Below are 15,484 nucleotides of genomic sequence, written 5' to 3'. Positions count from 1 at the left end.
GATGTGTCCCTCCATAAGACGCCCCGTATGAGAAAGGGCGCATGTGGCGGGCCGTGGAAGTCCTGGGAATCGTTCGATAACGACGCAGGGCCTCTTTAGCGCAATTCTTTAACCTCGCCGCAAGCCGGCCGCTCAAATCACGAGGGTCAGTCACGCCGAGGCGTTTGTGACACTGGGACTATGGGCCGTATTTCGGTTTTGCGTCAACACCCTGAAGTTCGGGTGAGGTGGATTGCGAAAGACGGGTGGAGCGGTTATGGTCCGTGCTGAGTGCGGGCGTAGTTCAATGGTAGAACGGCAGCTTCCCAAGCTGCATACGGGGGTTCGATTCCCCTCGCCCGCTCCAGATCTTCCAGAAAAATCAGTGGTTATTTTGGCATCGGCGGGGCGCTGAGCGTGTCCTGATATTCCTTGCCGTTCCAGATCCAGCGGTCGTTCGGGCTGACCAGAAGGTCGTGCATGCCTTTATGACGCGTGGGGAGGACGGAAATATCGCCGTTCACTGAGTCCAGAACCGTGTTCCAAGTATCGTTGTGCTTCAGATAAACGGACGTCGTGCAGCCTGCGGAGCCGCAGAGACGGGCGGACTGAAGCTGGACGAACAGGGCTTCGTCATTCTTGCCGGACGAGAGCGATGCGGAACCGACGAGCACAACCGGTTGATCGTGATGTTTGGCCGCGTCCTGAAGATCGTCTTCGTTCAGTTTACGGGCGTCTTCATCCAGCTTCGTGCCCGGATGCGCTGTCAGGATGACTGGCGCTGCACCCGCATTGGCGGGCTGCGCGGCGTGGCGCGCGTGGTGATGGCTTTTGCCTGTCGCAGCATCCGCACAGGACAACGCTGCGGGGAGCATGAAGGACAGGGCCAGAACTGCCGCGCGGCGGGAAAGAATCTGCTGGATCGACATGGCACCAATCATAACACGAAATTGAAGACGGGCATCTGTGAAGGTTTTGATGTCATTCATGGCGCAGCGTGACCACAAGCACGTCCCGATAGGCCGGCTGGGCTGGATCGACAGGCTGCACCGCCGTAACGCCGTGATAGACGCGATGGTCGTCCACAATGGCGGCATCGAGCGGGTTGATGAGCGTGAAGGACCCCAGCGGTTCCTTCCGCATGTCGTGGATCGTGGTGACGCCCTGTTCCACGTTGTGACGGGCGACCATGAGGACCAGAACCCAGTCCACACCATCGCGGTGCAGGCCTTCTGGTGTGGGGCGTCCTTCGTTGCCGGGACGCGCCTCGATGCGGAACTGATGCACTTCCACATGCCATGACGGAGGCTTTTCCGTGGGTGGCGTCAGGGCATCCGCGATTGTGCTGATGGTGCGGATGGCGGCGGTCATGGCCGGGTGGGAGGCGATCGAATCCGCCACAGCCGGAAACCAGCGTTCAACCCCGCCATTGAGGAGGTTGTAGTCCCGGCTCTGGTAATGGGGCTGATGTTTTTTGCGTGTGATGGTCTCGCCCGAGACGGCGAAAGTCGCATAACGGCGCCGCCGATAGCGGCCACCATCCGCCATGTAGCGGTCAAGACCCAGATGATTCCAGCTTTCCGCGAATCCCTGCCAGTCAGTCAGGCCTTCATGGTCGAGCAGTGGACGTGTGGTCTGGGCCTGAAGGAAGGCGAACCCTTTTTCCAGCAGGGTATCTTCGATGTCGGTCAGAACCCTGTCAAAGGGCGGGGAGAGATCGGTAGGGCTCATGAATCCTCGGAACAGGGGACGCAGGGTCTGGGGACACTACGTTCCACATTCCCCCTTTGACGGAATTCTGAAAAGGGTTTTCAGCCCCCCAGATCAGGTTTGACCGGAGAAAGATGCTCGCGGAGCGTGCTGCAGGCCGTCGGCGTGATGCCCAAAATGCCTGCGAGATGCTGCCGGTACAGTCCTTCATGAATCAGCCGTGCCGCCAGACCCGAGAGCAGGCCGCCGCCGAAGCTGCGCTTGGCATCCAGCATGCCCCAGCCGTTATAGTCCCCGAGGGCCACGACGGCTCCGCGATCGTTATAGGCGAACGGGGCAGGCGTTTTGCCTGCGATGATCTCCGGCAGAGCACGACCGATATACTGGCCCTGCTGGCGTGCGGCCTGTGCCGTGGGGGCAATCGGCGCGGCGTCGATGCGGGAGCAGTCACCGATCGCGAAGACGGTCGGGTCCTGCGTGGTCTGAAGCGTCGTGGTGACGCCAAGCTGGCCCGAGCGTCCGCGTTCGAGGCCTTCCAGAAGGCTCGTGGCATCCGAAGCGCGAACGCCAGCGGCCCAGACGCGGAGGCTGGCAGGGATATGTTCGCCGGATTTGAGGCTGAAACCTGTTTCGTCCGCACCAACCACCATGGCTTCGGTTCGGACGGCAATACCGAGATTTTCGAGCTGGCGTGCAGCGGCCGAGGAGACGGCTTCCGGGAAGGCCGGAAGGATACGCGGGCCGGTTTCGATCAGCACGGCGTTCAGCAGGGATTTGCGAACGGAAGGGCCCAGACCGCGGGCTTCATCGATGGACTTGCACAGTTCGGCAATGAGCTGAACCCCGGTTGCGCCACCGCCCACGATGCCGATGGAGAGTTTTTCGCCAGCGGTCCGGGCTTTCTGGACGGCCTCGCGGAAGGTCGCGAACAGGGTGTCGGCATCGTTCAGATTGTCGATGAACATGCAGTGATCGACAATGCCGGGAATGCCGAAATCATTCGCGCGCGAACCAAGGGCCACCACCAGATAGTCGTAGGGCAGTGTGGCACCGGTATCGAGCGAGACCGTCTTGTTGTCGCGGTTGACCGTCGCGGGGCTGCCCTGAACGAAGGTGAAACCGAATTTGGCTGCCGTTTCGGTGAAGGGGATGCAGTTGCCCTGATGCTGCATGGTGCCCGCAGCGAATTCGTGAAGGGCCGGCTTCCAGTAATGGACGGGGCTGCGATCAACGAGTGTCAGGGAAATATTCTTGTGACGGCCCAGAGCCGCAGCGGCTTCAAGCCCACCGACGCCACCGCCAAGAACAAGCACGCGAGCTGCAGCAGACATGGACATTTTCCTTATATCAGGTGCGAAACGGCACCCGGTTTTGCGAGCGCCTGAAGGAGATCAACGACAGATTTTGCTATCGACAGAGGCGGGGTCGCACAAGCCCCGCTCTCGCTGACGTGTTGGGAGCGTCTAGCTGCGGTAGGAGCCGTTGATGTCGATGTAGCCATGCGTCAGATCGCAGGTCCAGACGCGGGCCTCGCCGTCACCGAGGCCGAGATCGACGACGATTTCGATTTCCTGACCCTTCATGTGGGCCACAACCGGGGCTTCGTCGTAATTTTCGACAACGCCACCCTCTTTGGCGATCCACGTCCCGCCAATGGCGACGGAAAGCCGGTCGCGGTCCGCAGGTTCGCCGCTTTTTCCAACGGCCATGACCACACGGCCCCAGTTGGCGTCCTCGCCCGCGATGGCGGTTTTTACGAGGGGGGAATTGGCGATGCAGAGCGCAATGCGATGGGCGGAGAGATTGCTTTCAGCGCCGGTAACGCCGATGCGGACGAGCTTCGTTGCGCCTTCGCCATCGCGGACCACCATGAGCGCGAGCTCCAGCAGGAGGTCGTTCAGTGCAAGGGTAAACTCGGCGAGAGCGGGGTCGTTGATGTCGTCGATCTCGGGATTGTCAGCCAGTCCGGTGGCGAACAGCATCAGCATGTCCGACGTGGAGGTGTCCGAATCGACGGTGATGGCGTTGAAACTCTGGGAACAGCCCGAGGACAGCAGAGACTGAAGAATGTTCTGCGGCAGCTTCGCGTCGGTTGCGACATAGGCCAGCATCGTAGCCATGTCAGGGGCGACCATGCCCGATCCCTTCGCGATGCCCTGAATGCGGACGGGCGTTCCGGCAATCTTGACGTCCCGACGTGCGGCCTTGGGGAAGGTGTCCGTCGTCATGATGGCGCGGGCGGCATCGGCCCAGCCGTTTTCATCCAGCCCAGCCTTGGCGGCGGGGAGCGCACCGATAATGCGATCCTGAGGCAGTTTTTCGCCAATCACGCCTGTGGACGCGAGAAAGACATCCTGCGGGGGGCAGTCCATAAGCTGTGCGGTGGCGTCAGCGCAGTCGGAGCAGGCCTGTATTCCGGCGCGACCGGTAAAGACGTTCGCGTTGCCTGCATTGACGAGCAGCGCGCGGGCATAAGGTGTTGTCAGAGCGGTCCGGCACCAGAGGACCGGAGCGCCGGGACAGGCGTTTTTAGTGTAGACGCCTGCCGCGACCGTACCGGGGACGAATTCCGCCAGCATCAGGTCCGTACGGCCTTGATAGCGGATGCCCGCGGCGACGGCGGAAAGCCGCACGCCCGCAATCGTTGCAAGGTCCGGCAGCGGACGAGCGAGCGGAGAGACGGGGAGCGGCTTTGCCATGGTAGTCTTACTTCTTTGCAGGTGCGGCAGCCGGAGCTGCGTCCGGGATAACCTTGCCCTGTGAGTCGTAGTGAACGACCTTCACCTGGGATTCGGCGTTCTGTACGATGTCACGGACCTTGTCGCGGATCAGCTCCTGACGAACCTGGTCGTGGACCTGATCGAAGGTCGGAATCGGGGCCGTGCGGGTCGCGAGAACCTGAATCACATGCCAGCCGTACTGGGTGTGAACCGGCGTCTGGGAGATTGTGTTCGGCTTCATGGCGAAGGCGGCAGCAGAGAAGGCCGGGAGCATGTCAGCCTTCTTGAACCAGCCGAGATCGCCGCCATTTGCGCCAGCCGAACCCTTGTCCTTGGAGAGCTGTGCGGCGAGCTTGCCGAAATCAGCACCCTTGTTGAGCTGGGCGATGATGTCCTTGGCCTGCGCTTCGCTGTCCACGAGGATGTGGCGGGCGTGGATCTCTTCTTCCGGCTTCTTGTTCGCATAATGCGTCTGATAGAAGTCGTGCAGCGTGGAATCAGTGACCAGCGGGCCGACCTTTTCTTCCAGATAGGCGTTCTGCAGAGCGTTCGCGGAGGCAGCGTCCATGGCAGCCTTCACGTCCGGCTTGCGGCTCAGGCCTTCCTTGTCGGCGGCGATCTGAACGGCCTTCTGGTCAACGAGCTGGTTGACGATCAGCGGGATCAGAACGGACGGCTGGATCTGGCGAGCCTGCGGCGGGAGGTTGCCAGCAGCGCGCTGCACGTCACCGAGCGTGATCTTTGAACCGTTGACGGTGGCGATCAGCATGTCCGGGTTGGCGGCGGGGGCTGCTGCAGGAGCCGTTGCGGCCGGGGCCGCTGCGGGAGCGGCAGCAGGAGCGGCGAAAGCCGTCGATGCCGTAACCGATGCGCTGGCCATGAGGACTGCGAGAGCGAAAGTGGAGCGGGAAAGCCGCATGTGGGACTACCTCGGATGTAACCTGAGAATAAGGATGGTCTGCACCATGACAAAGGCTGGTCCGCCCTGCAAGGGTGCGGTCCGTTACCATTCCTTCACGAGGGTGTCGGATGGGTGCGGTCTACGGGTTTGATGTGACACTGCGATGACAATGCGGACATTTCCTCAAGGTTCTCTGCGGCCTCTCCATTGACCCTACGCGGCCCCGGTCCTATTTCCAGCAGACGTGAAAATCCTGACGGCACGGTGTGCGGGTCTTTCCGGTTCTGGAAAGATCTGGCGTTCCGGGTCTTCGGCATCTCAAGGTTCAGCATGTTCGCACGCCTCGCCCGCGCCCTTTTCGGTTCTGCCAACGATCGCACGCTCAAGGCGTATCAGCGCCGTGTGCCCGAGATCAATGCATTGGAGCCTGCGGTCCAGGCACTCTCTGACGAACAGCTGCGGCACAAGACAGTCGAGTTCAGGGAGCGGCTTGAGAAGGGCGAAACCCTCGATGGCCTGCTGGCGGAAGCCTTTGCGGTCTGCCGCGAAGCATCGCGCCGGGTTCTGGGCAAGCGTCATTTCGATGTGCAGCTCATTGGCGGCATGGTTCTTCATGGCGGCCGGATCGCGGAGATGCGGACCGGCGAGGGCAAGACTCTTGTAGCAACGCTTGCAGTCTATCTGAACGCGCTGAGTGGCAAGGGTGTGCATGTCGTCACGGTGAACGACTATCTTGCGCGACGCGATGCCGAGGAAATGTCCGTTCTGTACAGCTTCCTCGGGCTGACGACGGGTGTGATCATCCCAAACCTGTCGGATGGCGAGCGTCGTGACGCCTACGCGGCGGATATCACCTACGGCACGAACAATGAGTTCGGTTTCGACTACTTACGCGACAATATGAAATATTCGCTCGCCGACATGGTGCAGCGTCCGTTCAACCACGCGATCGTGGATGAGGTGGACAGCATCCTGATTGACGAGGCGCGGACGCCGCTTATTATTTCCGGCCCTGCGGATGACAGCTCCGACCTGTATCGCTCTGTCGATGATGTGGTCGTGAAGCTCGTTCAAGAGCCGGATGTTTACGACAAGGACGAGAAGCTGCGTTCGGTCACGCTGACCGAAGAAGGCTCGCACCGCGTCGAGGAACTTCTGGCGCAGGCCGGGGTGCTTCAGGAAGGTGGCCTTTACGACATTCACAACGTGGCGGTGGTGCATCACGTCCAGCAGTCCCTGCGGGCGCATACGCTGTTCACGCGGGATGTGGATTACATCGTGCGTGAGGGCAAGGTCGTTATTATCGACGAGTTCACCGGTCGTATGATGGACGGGCGCCGCTATTCGGACGGTCTGCATCAGGCGCTGGAAGCCAAGGAGCATGTGGAGATCCAGCAGGAGAACCAGACGCTCGCTTCCATCACGTTCCAGAACTATTTCCGTCTCTACCCGAAGCTGTCCGGCATGACCGGAACGGCCATGACCGAGGCCGACGAGTTCGCGGAAATCTATCATCTCGATGTGGTGGAAATCCCGACGAACCTGCCGGTTCAGCGGATCGATACGGATGACGAGGTCTATCTGACGGCGGCGGAAAAGTTCAATGCCGTGGCCGATTTGATCCGCGATATCCACAAGACGGGTCAGCCTATTCTCGTGGGCACAACGTCCATCGAGAAGAGCGAATATCTCTCCCATATCCTGACGCAGCGCGGCATTCCGCATAACGTGCTCAATGCCCGCCAGCATGAAAAGGAAGCCATTATCGTCGCGCAGGCGGGTGCGCCGGGTGCGATCACGATTGCGACCAACATGGCGGGCCGCGGAACCGACATCAAACTGGGCGGCAATATCGAGATGCTGGTGAAGGCTAGCATCGAGAACGTCGAAGACGAGGCGCAGCGCGAGGCTGTCGAGCAGGACATCCGGGCAAGCGTCGAGGAGCATCACGAGGAAGTTCATAACGCAGGCGGTCTGTATGTGATTGGCACGGAACGCCATGAAAGCCGTCGTGTGGACAACCAGCTTCGTGGCCGCTCGGGACGTCAGGGCGATCCGGGCAATTCGCGCTTCTTCCTGTCGCTTGAAGACGATCTGATCCGCATTTTCGCCAGCGACCGCATGGGCGCGATGATGCAGAAAATGGGCCTCAAGGAAGGCGAGGCGATCGTTCATCCGTGGCTGAACAAGGCTCTGGAAAAGGCGCAGAAGCGGGTCGAAGCGCGCAATTTCGATATGCGCAAGAACACGCTTAAATATGACGACGTCATGAATGACCAGCGCAAGGAGGTTTACGCCCAGCGCCGCGAATACATGGCGACGGAAGACCTTTCGGGTGTGATCGCCGAACTGCGTGAACACACGATCGAAGATCTGGTCCATGCCCATATTCCGGAAAAATCCTTCGCTGAAGCCTGGGATACGGAAGGGCTGACCCGTGAGGTCTCCCGTATTCTGAACCTGGATCTGCCGATCGCGGACTGGGCGAAGGAAGACGACATGGATTCTGAAAGCGTGATTGAGCGCATTCAGGCCGAAGCTGCGAAGGCACAGGCAGCCCGGACGGCCAATATGGGCCCCGAGCTGATGCGTCTGATCGAAAAGCAGGTCGTACTGACGACGTTTGATGCAGTCTGGAAAGAGCATCTGCATGGGCTGGACCAGCTTCGTCAGGGTATTGGTCTGCGGGCGTATGGTCAGCGCGATCCGCTGAACGAGTACAAACAAGAAGCCTTCCAGATGTTCACGGCGATGCTGGATGACATGCGGGTTCGCGTAACGGAGACGATGTGCCGCATTCAGGCTGTCTCCGAGCCGCCGCCGTTCCCTGTCATCAATACCGAGACGTCCGGCCCATCCGAGGAGCCTGCGGGACTGTTCGCGCAGGGTACGACGGGTTCTGAAATTCCGGCGCCCGGTCCGGTGGCGTCTTTCTCGCCTGCGATGCCGTTCACGCCGCGTCCGCAGCCTGTTTCGGCAGGGGGGGAGCCTGATGCCGAGACGCTTCAACGCTGGAATGCCGAGACGCCGCGCAATGCCCTGTGTCCGTGTGGATCAGGTCTGAAGTTCAAACACTGTCATGGCAGGCTCGCCTGAGCCTCTGACGCGACGATAGAGGAAGGAGCGACCGATGGCCGGTCATTCACAGTTCAAGAACATCATGCACCGCAAAGGTGCGCAGGACGCCAAGCGGGCCAAGCAGTTCGCCAAGGTTCTGCGTGAAATCACGGTTGCCGTGCGTTCGGGTCTGCCCGAAGCTGCGTCCAATCCGCGTCTGCGTGCGGCGCTGTCCATGGCGCGCGAAGTCAACATGCCCAAGGACAATGTCGAGCGCGCTATCAAGAAGGCATCCGGCACGGCGGGTGGCGACGATTACGTCGAAGTCCGTTACGAGGGCTATGGTCCGGCTGGCGTTGCGATCATCGTTGAAGGCCTGACGGATAACCGCAACCGCACGGCGGGCGAAGTGCGCGCAGCCTTCTCCAAGCATGGCGGGTCGATGGGTGAGACGAACTCGGTTTCGTTCATGTTCCAGCGCCTAGGCGTCATCAACTATCCGCTGGATGTGGCGTCCGAAGACGACATGCTGGAAGCCGCGATCGAAGCCGGTGCGGACAATGCCGTGACCACCGAAGATGGCCATGAAGTCACCTGCGAGATGGAAAATTTCTTTGCTGTCCGCGATGCGCTCGAAAGCCGTTTTGGCGAGCCGCAGTCGTCCAAGCTCGACTGGCGTCCGGAAAACAGCGTGACGCTGGACGAGGACAAGGCACGTTCGGTCATGAAGCTGATCGACGTTCTGGAAGATAATGACGACGTTCAGGCCGTCTACGCGAATTTCGATATTCCTGACGACGTTGCCGAGGCGCTGGCTGCTTGATCCGTCTGATGGGCATTGATCCTGGCCTGCGTTTCATGGGCTGGGGCATCATCGACGTGGACGGCAATCACCTGAAGCATGTGGCGTCGGGTGTCATCGGGACCGATGGGTCTGAATCCGTGCCGTTGCGCCTGTGCGAGCTGCACGGGGCGCTGAAGAAGCTGATCCGCGAATATGCGCCAGCCGAAGCCGCCGTTGAGGAAACCTACGTCAACCGTAATGGCTCCTCGACGCTCAAGCTCGGTTATGCGCGCGGGGTGGCGCTTTTGACGCCTGCCTATGAAGGGCTGCCGGTTGCGGAATATGGTGCGATGACGGTCAAGAAATCCGTGGTCGGGACCGGGTCTGCCACCAAAGAACAGGTGACGATGATGGTGAAGCGGCTGTTGCCGGGCGCGGAAATTCGCAAGGCCGATGCGTCCGATGCGCTGGCAGTTGCGATCTGTCATGCCCATCACCGGGCCAGTGCGGCGCATGTCGTGGCCGGAAAGCGCATGGCATGATCGGGCAACTGACTGGACTTGTCGGGCAGATCGAGGGCGAGCGTTGCATCGTGGATGTTAATGGCGTGGGCTATGTGGTGTCGGCATCGACCCGCACGCTGGCGGCACTGCCCCAGCCGCCATCCGTGGCGCGCGTGCTGATCGAAACGATCGTGCGCGAGGATGCGATCCAGTTGTTCGGTTTTGCGACGACGGATGAGCGGGACTGGTTCCGCCTGCTGACGACCGTTCAGGGCGTGGGCGCGAAAGTGGCGCTGGCGATCCTGTCGGCCAACAGTCCGGGCGAGCTTCTTCTGGCGATCAATGCCGGGGACAAAGGCTCGCTGACGCGGGCTGCGGGTGTGGGGCCGCGTCTGGCGGATCGGATTTTGAGCGAGCTTCGCAACAAGGTCGCGAAAATGCCGGGCGGCGGCGGGACTGTGTCCGCGCCGGGAATCGTCTCCGGGCCGAGTGTCGAGAATGATGCACTGCTGGCGCTTGCGGGGCTTGGCTTCCGACGGGCCGAAGCGTGGCCGGTTCTGAGCAAAGTTCTGGCCGAGAACGAGAATGCGACGCTTGATCTGGCGATCCGTCTGAGCCTGAAGGATCTTGCGCGATGAGTGACATCTATCGCGAAACTGATCCGGCCCGTCAGCCCGAGGATACGGGCGAGGGCGGTTTGCGTCCTGAGACGCTTGCGGACTTTACGGGCCAGAAAGCCAGCCGCGAAAATCTTGCCATCTTCATTGAGGCCGCACGGGCGCGGGGTGAGGCGCTGGATCATGTTCTGCTGCACGGACCACCGGGTCTGGGCAAGACGACACTGGCGCAGATTGTCGCGCGGGAACTGGGCGTAGGGTTCCGGGCAACGTCCGGTCCGGTCATCCAGCGTGCGGGCGATCTTGCGGCGATTTTGACGAATCTCCAGCCGCGCGATGTGCTGTTCATTGACGAAATCCATCGTCTTCAGCCCGCGATCGAGGAAGTCCTCTATCCGGCGATGGAGGATTTTCAGCTCGATCTGATTATTGGCGAGGGGCCTGCCGCGCGCTCCGTGCGGATTGATCTGGCGCCGTTTACGCTTGTGGCCGCGACCACGCGGGCTGGTCTGCTGGCGACACCTCTGCGGGACCGGTTTGGGATTCCGCTGCGGCTGGTATTTTATACGCCGGAAGAACTACGGGCGATTGTCTCGCGCGGGGCTGTGAAGCTCGGGATGCGTTTGACGGATGATGGTGCCGAAGAAATCGCCCGTCGTTCGCGTGGGACGCCCCGGATTGCCGGGCGCCTGCTGCGCCGCGTGCGGGATTTTGCGCTCGTCTCGAAACAGGCCGTTGTGGACCGGGCGCTGGCGGATGCGGCGCTGGGGCGGCTTGAGGTTGACGGACGCGGGCTGGATGCGATGGACCGGCGCTATCTGAAGCGGATTGCCGAGCATCATCACGGTGGCCCGGTCGGTGTGGAAACACTGGCGGCAGGGCTTGCCGAAGCACGCGATACGCTGGAAGACGTGATCGAGCCTTATCTCATTCAGGAAGGGCTCGTTCTGAGAACGGCGCGCGGGCGGATGCTGGGTGAGGCAGGATGGCGTCATCTCGGTCTTACGCCGCCAGCGAGCCAGGTGGACCTGCTTTCCACGCTGGAGCAGGACGATTCCGCGCCCTGAAAGTTCCTGAACACGGTTCGGGGGATGGGCGCACCATGACTGGAGAGACAGTATGGCCACGCACAAGATCAGGTTCCGGGTTTATTACGAAGACACCGATGCAGGCGGCATTGTCTATCACGCGCGCTATCTCGGTTTTGCCGAGCGGGCGCGGAGCGAGGCAATGCGTGAGGCGGATGCGTCCGTAACGGAGCTTCTGAACGATTTTGGACTGGTCTTCGTCGTGCGTCAGGCGGCGATTCGCTATCGCTCGCCACTTCGACTCGATGATGAGATGGAAATCGAGACGGCGCTGGACGCCATGACCCCGACGCGGCTGAAACTTTGTCAGACCGTCCGGAATTATTCGGGAGGCGGCGAAACCGCTACGGTTATCGACGTGGAACTGGCCTGTCTGAGTGCCGTTGACATGAAACCTGCCAAAATTCCGCCTCGCTGGCGTGATGCAGTGAGAAAACTGGAGGCAGGAGAGGTCTGACCCACTTTCCTGTTTCCGCGTGAAGTGCAATGGAGAGTCCTGACCCGCAAGGGACAGGATCTGTACAGGAGAGAACAGTGGATCATGAGGTAAGTTCGAGTGCGCTTGGGGCGGTCGGTGCGACCGGTCTTTCGCCTCTGGACCTGTTCCTGCACGCCTCCATCGTTGTAAAGCTGGTGATGCTGGGTCTGCTGCTGTGCAGCGCCGGCGTATGGGCGATCATTGCGGAAAAAATCATCCTCATCCGTCGCGTCAACCGCGAGGCGACGGAGTTCGAGGACCGTTTCTGGTCGGGCGGATCGCTCGACGATCTTTACGAATCCGACGGTGCGCGCCCGACGCATCCAATGGCGGCCGTCTTCGGCGCAGCCATGGGCGAGTGGCGCCGTTCCGCCCGCATCGGTGGCATCGATCTGTCGCGAGGTGGCGTACGCGAGCGCGTGGACCGCGCCATCGACATCACCATCATGCGTGAGAACGATCGCCTGACGCGCCGCCTGATTTTCCTCGCGACGATCGGCCCGGTGGCGCCGTTTGTCGGTCTTTTCGGAACGGTCTGGGGCATCATGCATTCGTTCGCGTCCATCGCGCAGATGCACAACACGAATCTTTCCGTTGTGGCGCCGGGTATTTCCGAAGCCCTGTTCGCAACAGCCATTGGTCTCGTGACGGCTATTCCGGCCTATATTGCCTATAACGGTCTGAGCAACTCGTTCGAGAAGTTCACGGATCGCATGGAAGCCTTCGGCACCGAGTTCGCGGCTATTCTGTCGCGTCAGTCCGAGGAACGTGCGGACGATACGACCGGCGGGAAGGCCTGAACCATGGGGATGTCTGCGGGAGGACGGGCTGGAGGAGGCGGACGCCGCAAGCGTCGGCCCGCCTCGGAAATCAACGTCACGCCACTGGTGGACGTCATGCTGGTGCTGCTCATCATTTTCATGGTGACGGCGCCGATGCTGACCAGTGGCGTCAATGTCGATCTGCCGAAGACGGATGCCAGCCCGGTCAATTCGGATTCCAAGCCGATCACCGTGTCTCTGCGCACGGATGGCTCGCTGTATCTGGGAGACCAGCAGGTCACGTCCGACCAGTTGATCGAGCAGCTCAAGGCGCAGTCGCAGAACGATCCGACCCACCGCATCTTTGTTCGTGCCGATGCTCATATCGACTACGGACAGGTGATGCAGGTCATGGGCCAGATCACGTCGGGCGGTTTCACGCATGTTGCGCTTCTCGCGCAGCAGCCCCAGAGCGGCCAGTAAGAGGCGCCTGCCGTGGTCCGTCCACGCCGCTCTGACAACAGGCGTTTTCGTCATGCGCTTTACGGATCAGTCGCCATTCATCTGGGACTGATCGCGTATCTGATTGTTCAAATCCCGCCGGAAAAACCGCCCGAACCGCCTGAACCACCCACGGTGCAGATGGAGTTCGAGCAGGCTGGCCCGCCGACCCATCCGGTCAAGGCCGATCATCCGGCCCCTGCGCCCGCTCCGGCTCCCGCGCCTGTGAAGAACGAGGCCCCTCCGTCTCCGACGCCTCCTCTGAAAGCGCCGACGGAAGAACCGCCTCCGCCTCCTCCGCCGCCCCAGCCTGTGCCGCCTCCGCCGGAGACGCCGCCGCAGAAGCTGCCGGATATCAAGCTTCCGCCGAAAATGACGGATGAGTCCCCGCAGCCTGTGCCAGCGTCACCGCCCACGCCGTCACCGCCGTCGAAATCGACGATGGTCGCGCCGCCGAGCCCGCAGACACAGAAAGCCGACAAGCTGCCGGATATGCCGAAATTTTCGCATATGACGCAGCCGAACGCGGCCAAGAAAACGGAAGCGGACAGTCATTCGCTGCTGGCAACGCTGGATAATTTCCGCGCCGATCAGAAGCAGACCCATGCGCCGACCGCGAAAGCCAATCCGCCGCAGGGTGGTGCGCCGAACGGTGGTGGTGTGCCGAACGGCGACATTACCAAGTCGCTGTCCATGGCGGATCAGAAGGCTATCGGCGGTTCTGTGCGCCGTTGCTATACTGAAGATACCGAGGCACGGAACTATGCGAGCTTTGTCGCGCATATGGTCGTGACCGTCGATGCGACCGGTGAGGCGCGGATTGTCAAATTTGCGCCTGATACGGCTGCGAAAATGGCCTCCGATCCGTCTTACCGCGTTCTGGCGGAGCGGGCGCGGGATGCGGTGCTGAGCCCCACCTGTGCCCATCTTCCCATTCCCTCCAAGATGCTTGGTCAGACGCATGAGCTGCGTTTTGTCTTCAGGCCGTAATCCACGAGGAAGTCTCATGTCCTTCATTCCCGATACCGACGCCGAGGCCCTGAGCGCGCTGTTTTCGCGCCGCTCCGTTCTGGGAGCCACCGCTGCTGGTGGCCTTCTGGCAACGCCTCTGGCCGCTTTTGCCCAGTCCGCAGCCGCCTCTGGCCCCGGTGAGGCTGAAATCACCGTCGACCAGGCCCGGCAGGAGCCGATCCCCATTGTCATCCCGAATTTCGGGGCGGGTCTGGGTGAACAGATTTCCGGTGTGATCACGTCCGACCTGAACGGCACCGGCCTGTTCAAGGTCATGAGCGGCGACGTGCCGCCCGGCTCCACGCCTGATTTCAGCGCGCTCAAGGCGCAGGGGGCCCGTGCGGCCGTGTCCGGACAGGCGATCGGTTCGGGCAGTGTGCGTGTTGAGATGCGTCTGTGGAACGTGCTGTCCGGCCAGCAGCTTCAGGGCACGGCCTATACGGCCTCGACATCCAACTGGCGTCGCATCGCGCATATTATTGCAGACGTGATCTATGAGCGGATGCTGGGCGAGAAGGGTTATTTCGACACCCGCATCGCTTACATCGCCCGTACTGGTCCGCGCCATCATCAGATCACACGTCTGGCCCTGATGGATCAGGATGGTGCCAACGAACGGATGCTGACGAACGGCGAATGGCTGACGCTGACGCCGCGCTTCAACCCGGTGCGCGACCAGATTGCGTTCATGTCCTACGCCAACAACCGTCCGCGCGTGTATCTGTTCGATCTGGCATCCGGTCGTCAGCAGATTCTGGGTGAGTTCGCGGGCATTTCCTTTGCCCCGCGCTTTTCGCCGACCGGCGGTTCCGTCGTGCTGTCCGCTACGCGTGGCAGCGGGTCGGATATTTTCATTGTAGATCTGGCCTCGCGTGCGAAGCGGCAGATCACCAATTCCAATGGCGCAATCGACACCAGCCCGTGCTTCAGCCCGGATGGCAGCCAGATCGTGTTCAACTCGGATCGCGGTGGCAGCCCGCAGCTTTATATCATGAGTGCGTCGGGTGGTCCGGCCAAGCGGATTTCCTATGGCACCGGCCAGTATGGTTCACCGGTCTGGTCCCCGCGTGGAGACCTGATCGCCTTTACGCGCATCGGCGGCGGCGGCTTCTCGCTCGGTGTGATGAACCCGGATGGCAGCGGTGAACGCATCCTGACGCAGGGCTTTACCGTTGATAGCGCGACCTTCTGCCCCAATGGCCGTGTGCTGGCGTTCTGCCGCCAGAGCGCAGCCGGTGCGGGCGGTGCGGGCTTTGCATCGGGGATCGGGACGATCGACATTACGGGCTTTAACGAGCGTCCGATCCGGACCTCGACGGGTGCGTCCGACCCGGCCTGGTCACCGCGCAACGGCTGAGGCTGTGTTCCGCGCTT

Annotated in this window: 15 protein-coding genes, 1 tRNA gene and 1 riboswitch; of the genes, 11 read left to right on the top strand and 5 right to left on the bottom strand. The window is 61.4% G+C overall.

Going from position 1 to position 15,484, the window contains the following annotated elements:
* Positions 1-74 precede the first annotated feature (74 nt).
* A riboswitch (SAM riboswitch) is annotated at positions 75-154 on the bottom strand.
* A gap of 118 nt (positions 155-272) precedes the next feature.
* Positions 273-346 (top strand) — tRNA-Gly (locus JK213_RS02280).
* 22 nt (positions 347-368) lie between these two features.
* Here JK213_RS02280 and JK213_RS02275 read toward each other — a convergent pair.
* From JK213_RS02275 to JK213_RS02255, 5 genes are all read right to left on the bottom strand, one after another.
* Complete coding sequence (locus tag JK213_RS02275) at positions 369-908, bottom strand: hypothetical protein (RefSeq protein ID WP_194261892.1); 540 nt, start codon at positions 906-908, stop codon at positions 369-371.
* Between the two features lie 52 nt (positions 909-960).
* Complete coding sequence (locus tag JK213_RS02270; protein WP_194261893.1) at positions 961-1,710, bottom strand: 2OG-Fe dioxygenase family protein; 750 nt, start codon at positions 1,708-1,710, stop codon at positions 961-963.
* Between the two features lie 80 nt (positions 1,711-1,790).
* Positions 1,791-3,020: an NAD(P)/FAD-dependent oxidoreductase gene (locus tag JK213_RS02265; RefSeq protein ID WP_211571263.1), complete on the bottom strand. Its 1,230-nt coding sequence runs from the start codon at positions 3,018-3,020 to the stop codon at positions 1,791-1,793.
* Between the two features lie 132 nt (positions 3,021-3,152).
* On the bottom strand, positions 3,153-4,388 hold the full coding sequence (argJ, locus tag JK213_RS02260; RefSeq protein ID WP_194261895.1) for a bifunctional glutamate N-acetyltransferase/amino-acid acetyltransferase ArgJ: 1,236 nt from the start codon (positions 4,386-4,388) through the stop codon (positions 3,153-3,155).
* Positions 4,389-4,395: 7 nt separating this feature from the next.
* Entirely contained in the window at positions 4,396-5,328 is a 933-nt protein-coding gene (locus JK213_RS02255; protein WP_194261896.1) for a peptidylprolyl isomerase, read from the bottom strand.
* A gap of 312 nt (positions 5,329-5,640) precedes the next feature.
* On the opposite strand from JK213_RS02255, the gene secA reads away from it, so the two are divergent.
* From secA to tolB, 10 genes are read left to right on the top strand one after another with little or no spacing between them, the layout of a single operon-like run.
* Entirely contained in the window at positions 5,641-8,406 is a 2,766-nt protein-coding gene (secA, locus tag JK213_RS02250) for a preprotein translocase subunit SecA (protein ID WP_194261897.1), read from the top strand.
* 34 nt (positions 8,407-8,440) lie between these two features.
* On the top strand, positions 8,441-9,190 hold the full coding sequence (locus tag JK213_RS02245) for a YebC/PmpR family DNA-binding transcriptional regulator (RefSeq protein ID WP_194261898.1): 750 nt from the start codon (positions 8,441-8,443) through the stop codon (positions 9,188-9,190).
* A complete protein-coding gene (ruvC, locus tag JK213_RS02240) occupies positions 9,187-9,693 on the top strand; it encodes a crossover junction endodeoxyribonuclease RuvC (protein WP_041111979.1) in 507 nt (168 codons plus the stop codon). The genes JK213_RS02245 and ruvC overlap by 4 nt, the downstream gene beginning before the upstream one ends.
* Positions 9,690-10,292 carry a Holliday junction branch migration protein RuvA gene (gene ruvA / locus JK213_RS02235; RefSeq protein WP_077802342.1) on the top strand — a complete coding sequence of 201 codons (603 nt, stop codon included), beginning with the start codon at positions 9,690-9,692 and terminating at the stop codon, positions 10,290-10,292. The genes ruvC and ruvA overlap by 4 nt, the downstream gene beginning before the upstream one ends.
* The gene (gene ruvB, locus JK213_RS02230) at positions 10,289-11,338 is read left to right on the top strand and encodes a Holliday junction branch migration DNA helicase RuvB (RefSeq protein ID WP_194261899.1); all 1,050 of its coding nucleotides are present in this window, start codon (positions 10,289-10,291) and stop codon (positions 11,336-11,338) included. Before ruvA ends, ruvB begins: the two co-directional genes overlap by 4 nt.
* 52 nt (positions 11,339-11,390) lie before the next feature.
* Positions 11,391-11,816 (top strand): tol-pal system-associated acyl-CoA thioesterase, encoded by a 426-nt coding sequence (ybgC, locus tag JK213_RS02225; protein WP_194261900.1) that lies wholly within the window; start codon positions 11,391-11,393, stop codon positions 11,814-11,816.
* Between the two features lie 29 nt (positions 11,817-11,845).
* Positions 11,846-12,637 (top strand): protein TolQ, encoded by a 792-nt coding sequence (gene tolQ / locus JK213_RS02220; protein WP_194261901.1) that lies wholly within the window; start codon positions 11,846-11,848, stop codon positions 12,635-12,637.
* A gap of 3 nt (positions 12,638-12,640) precedes the next feature.
* On the top strand, positions 12,641-13,081 hold the full coding sequence (tolR, locus tag JK213_RS02215) for a protein TolR (RefSeq protein WP_194261902.1): 441 nt from the start codon (positions 12,641-12,643) through the stop codon (positions 13,079-13,081).
* A 12-nt stretch (positions 13,082-13,093) separates the two neighbouring features.
* Positions 13,094-14,089, top strand: coding sequence for an energy transducer TonB (locus JK213_RS02210; RefSeq protein ID WP_099285462.1), 996 nt, complete (start codon positions 13,094-13,096; stop codon positions 14,087-14,089).
* A gap of 16 nt (positions 14,090-14,105) precedes the next feature.
* A complete protein-coding gene (gene tolB / locus JK213_RS02205; protein WP_194261903.1) occupies positions 14,106-15,467 on the top strand; it encodes a Tol-Pal system beta propeller repeat protein TolB in 1,362 nt (453 codons plus the stop codon).
* Positions 15,468-15,484 lie beyond the last annotated feature (17 nt).

Source organism: Gluconobacter sp. Dm-44 (assembly GCF_018256175.1).
Lineage (GTDB): Bacteria > Pseudomonadota > Alphaproteobacteria > Acetobacterales > Acetobacteraceae > Gluconobacter > Gluconobacter cadivus.
The sequence above is the reverse complement of the archived record's forward strand: the minus strand, read 5'-3'. Positions and strand labels throughout refer to the sequence as shown.

Bases quoted from the DNA above. Each gene is read 5' to 3' on its own strand.
- JK213_RS02265 (WP_211571263.1), bottom strand. From the start codon at position 3,020: ATGTCTGCTGCAGCTCGCGTGCTTGTTCTTGGCGGTGGCGTCGGTGGG.
- JK213_RS02275 (WP_194261892.1), bottom strand. From the start codon at position 908: ATGTCGATCCAGCAGATTCTTTCCCGCCGCGCGGCAGTTCTGGCCCTG.
- tolQ (WP_194261901.1), top strand. From the start codon at position 11,846: ATGGAGAGTCCTGACCCGCAAGGGACAGGATCTGTACAGGAGAGAACA.
- tolB (WP_194261903.1), top strand. From the start codon at position 14,106: ATGTCCTTCATTCCCGATACCGACGCCGAGGCCCTGAGCGCGCTGTTT.
- ruvA (WP_077802342.1), top strand. From the start codon at position 9,690: ATGATCGGGCAACTGACTGGACTTGTCGGGCAGATCGAGGGCGAGCGT.
- JK213_RS02270 (WP_194261893.1), bottom strand. From the start codon at position 1,710: ATGAGCCCTACCGATCTCTCCCCGCCCTTTGACAGGGTTCTGACCGAC.
- secA (WP_194261897.1), top strand. From the start codon at position 5,641: ATGTTCGCACGCCTCGCCCGCGCCCTTTTCGGTTCTGCCAACGATCGC.
- ruvB (WP_194261899.1), top strand. From the start codon at position 10,289: ATGAGTGACATCTATCGCGAAACTGATCCGGCCCGTCAGCCCGAGGAT.
- ybgC (WP_194261900.1), top strand. From the start codon at position 11,391: ATGGCCACGCACAAGATCAGGTTCCGGGTTTATTACGAAGACACCGAT.
- argJ (WP_194261895.1), bottom strand. From the start codon at position 4,388: ATGGCAAAGCCGCTCCCCGTCTCTCCGCTCGCTCGTCCGCTGCCGGAC.
- tolR (WP_194261902.1), top strand. From the start codon at position 12,641: ATGGGGATGTCTGCGGGAGGACGGGCTGGAGGAGGCGGACGCCGCAAG.
- JK213_RS02255 (WP_194261896.1), bottom strand. From the start codon at position 5,328: ATGCGGCTTTCCCGCTCCACTTTCGCTCTCGCAGTCCTCATGGCCAGC.
- JK213_RS02245 (WP_194261898.1), top strand. From the start codon at position 8,441: ATGGCCGGTCATTCACAGTTCAAGAACATCATGCACCGCAAAGGTGCG.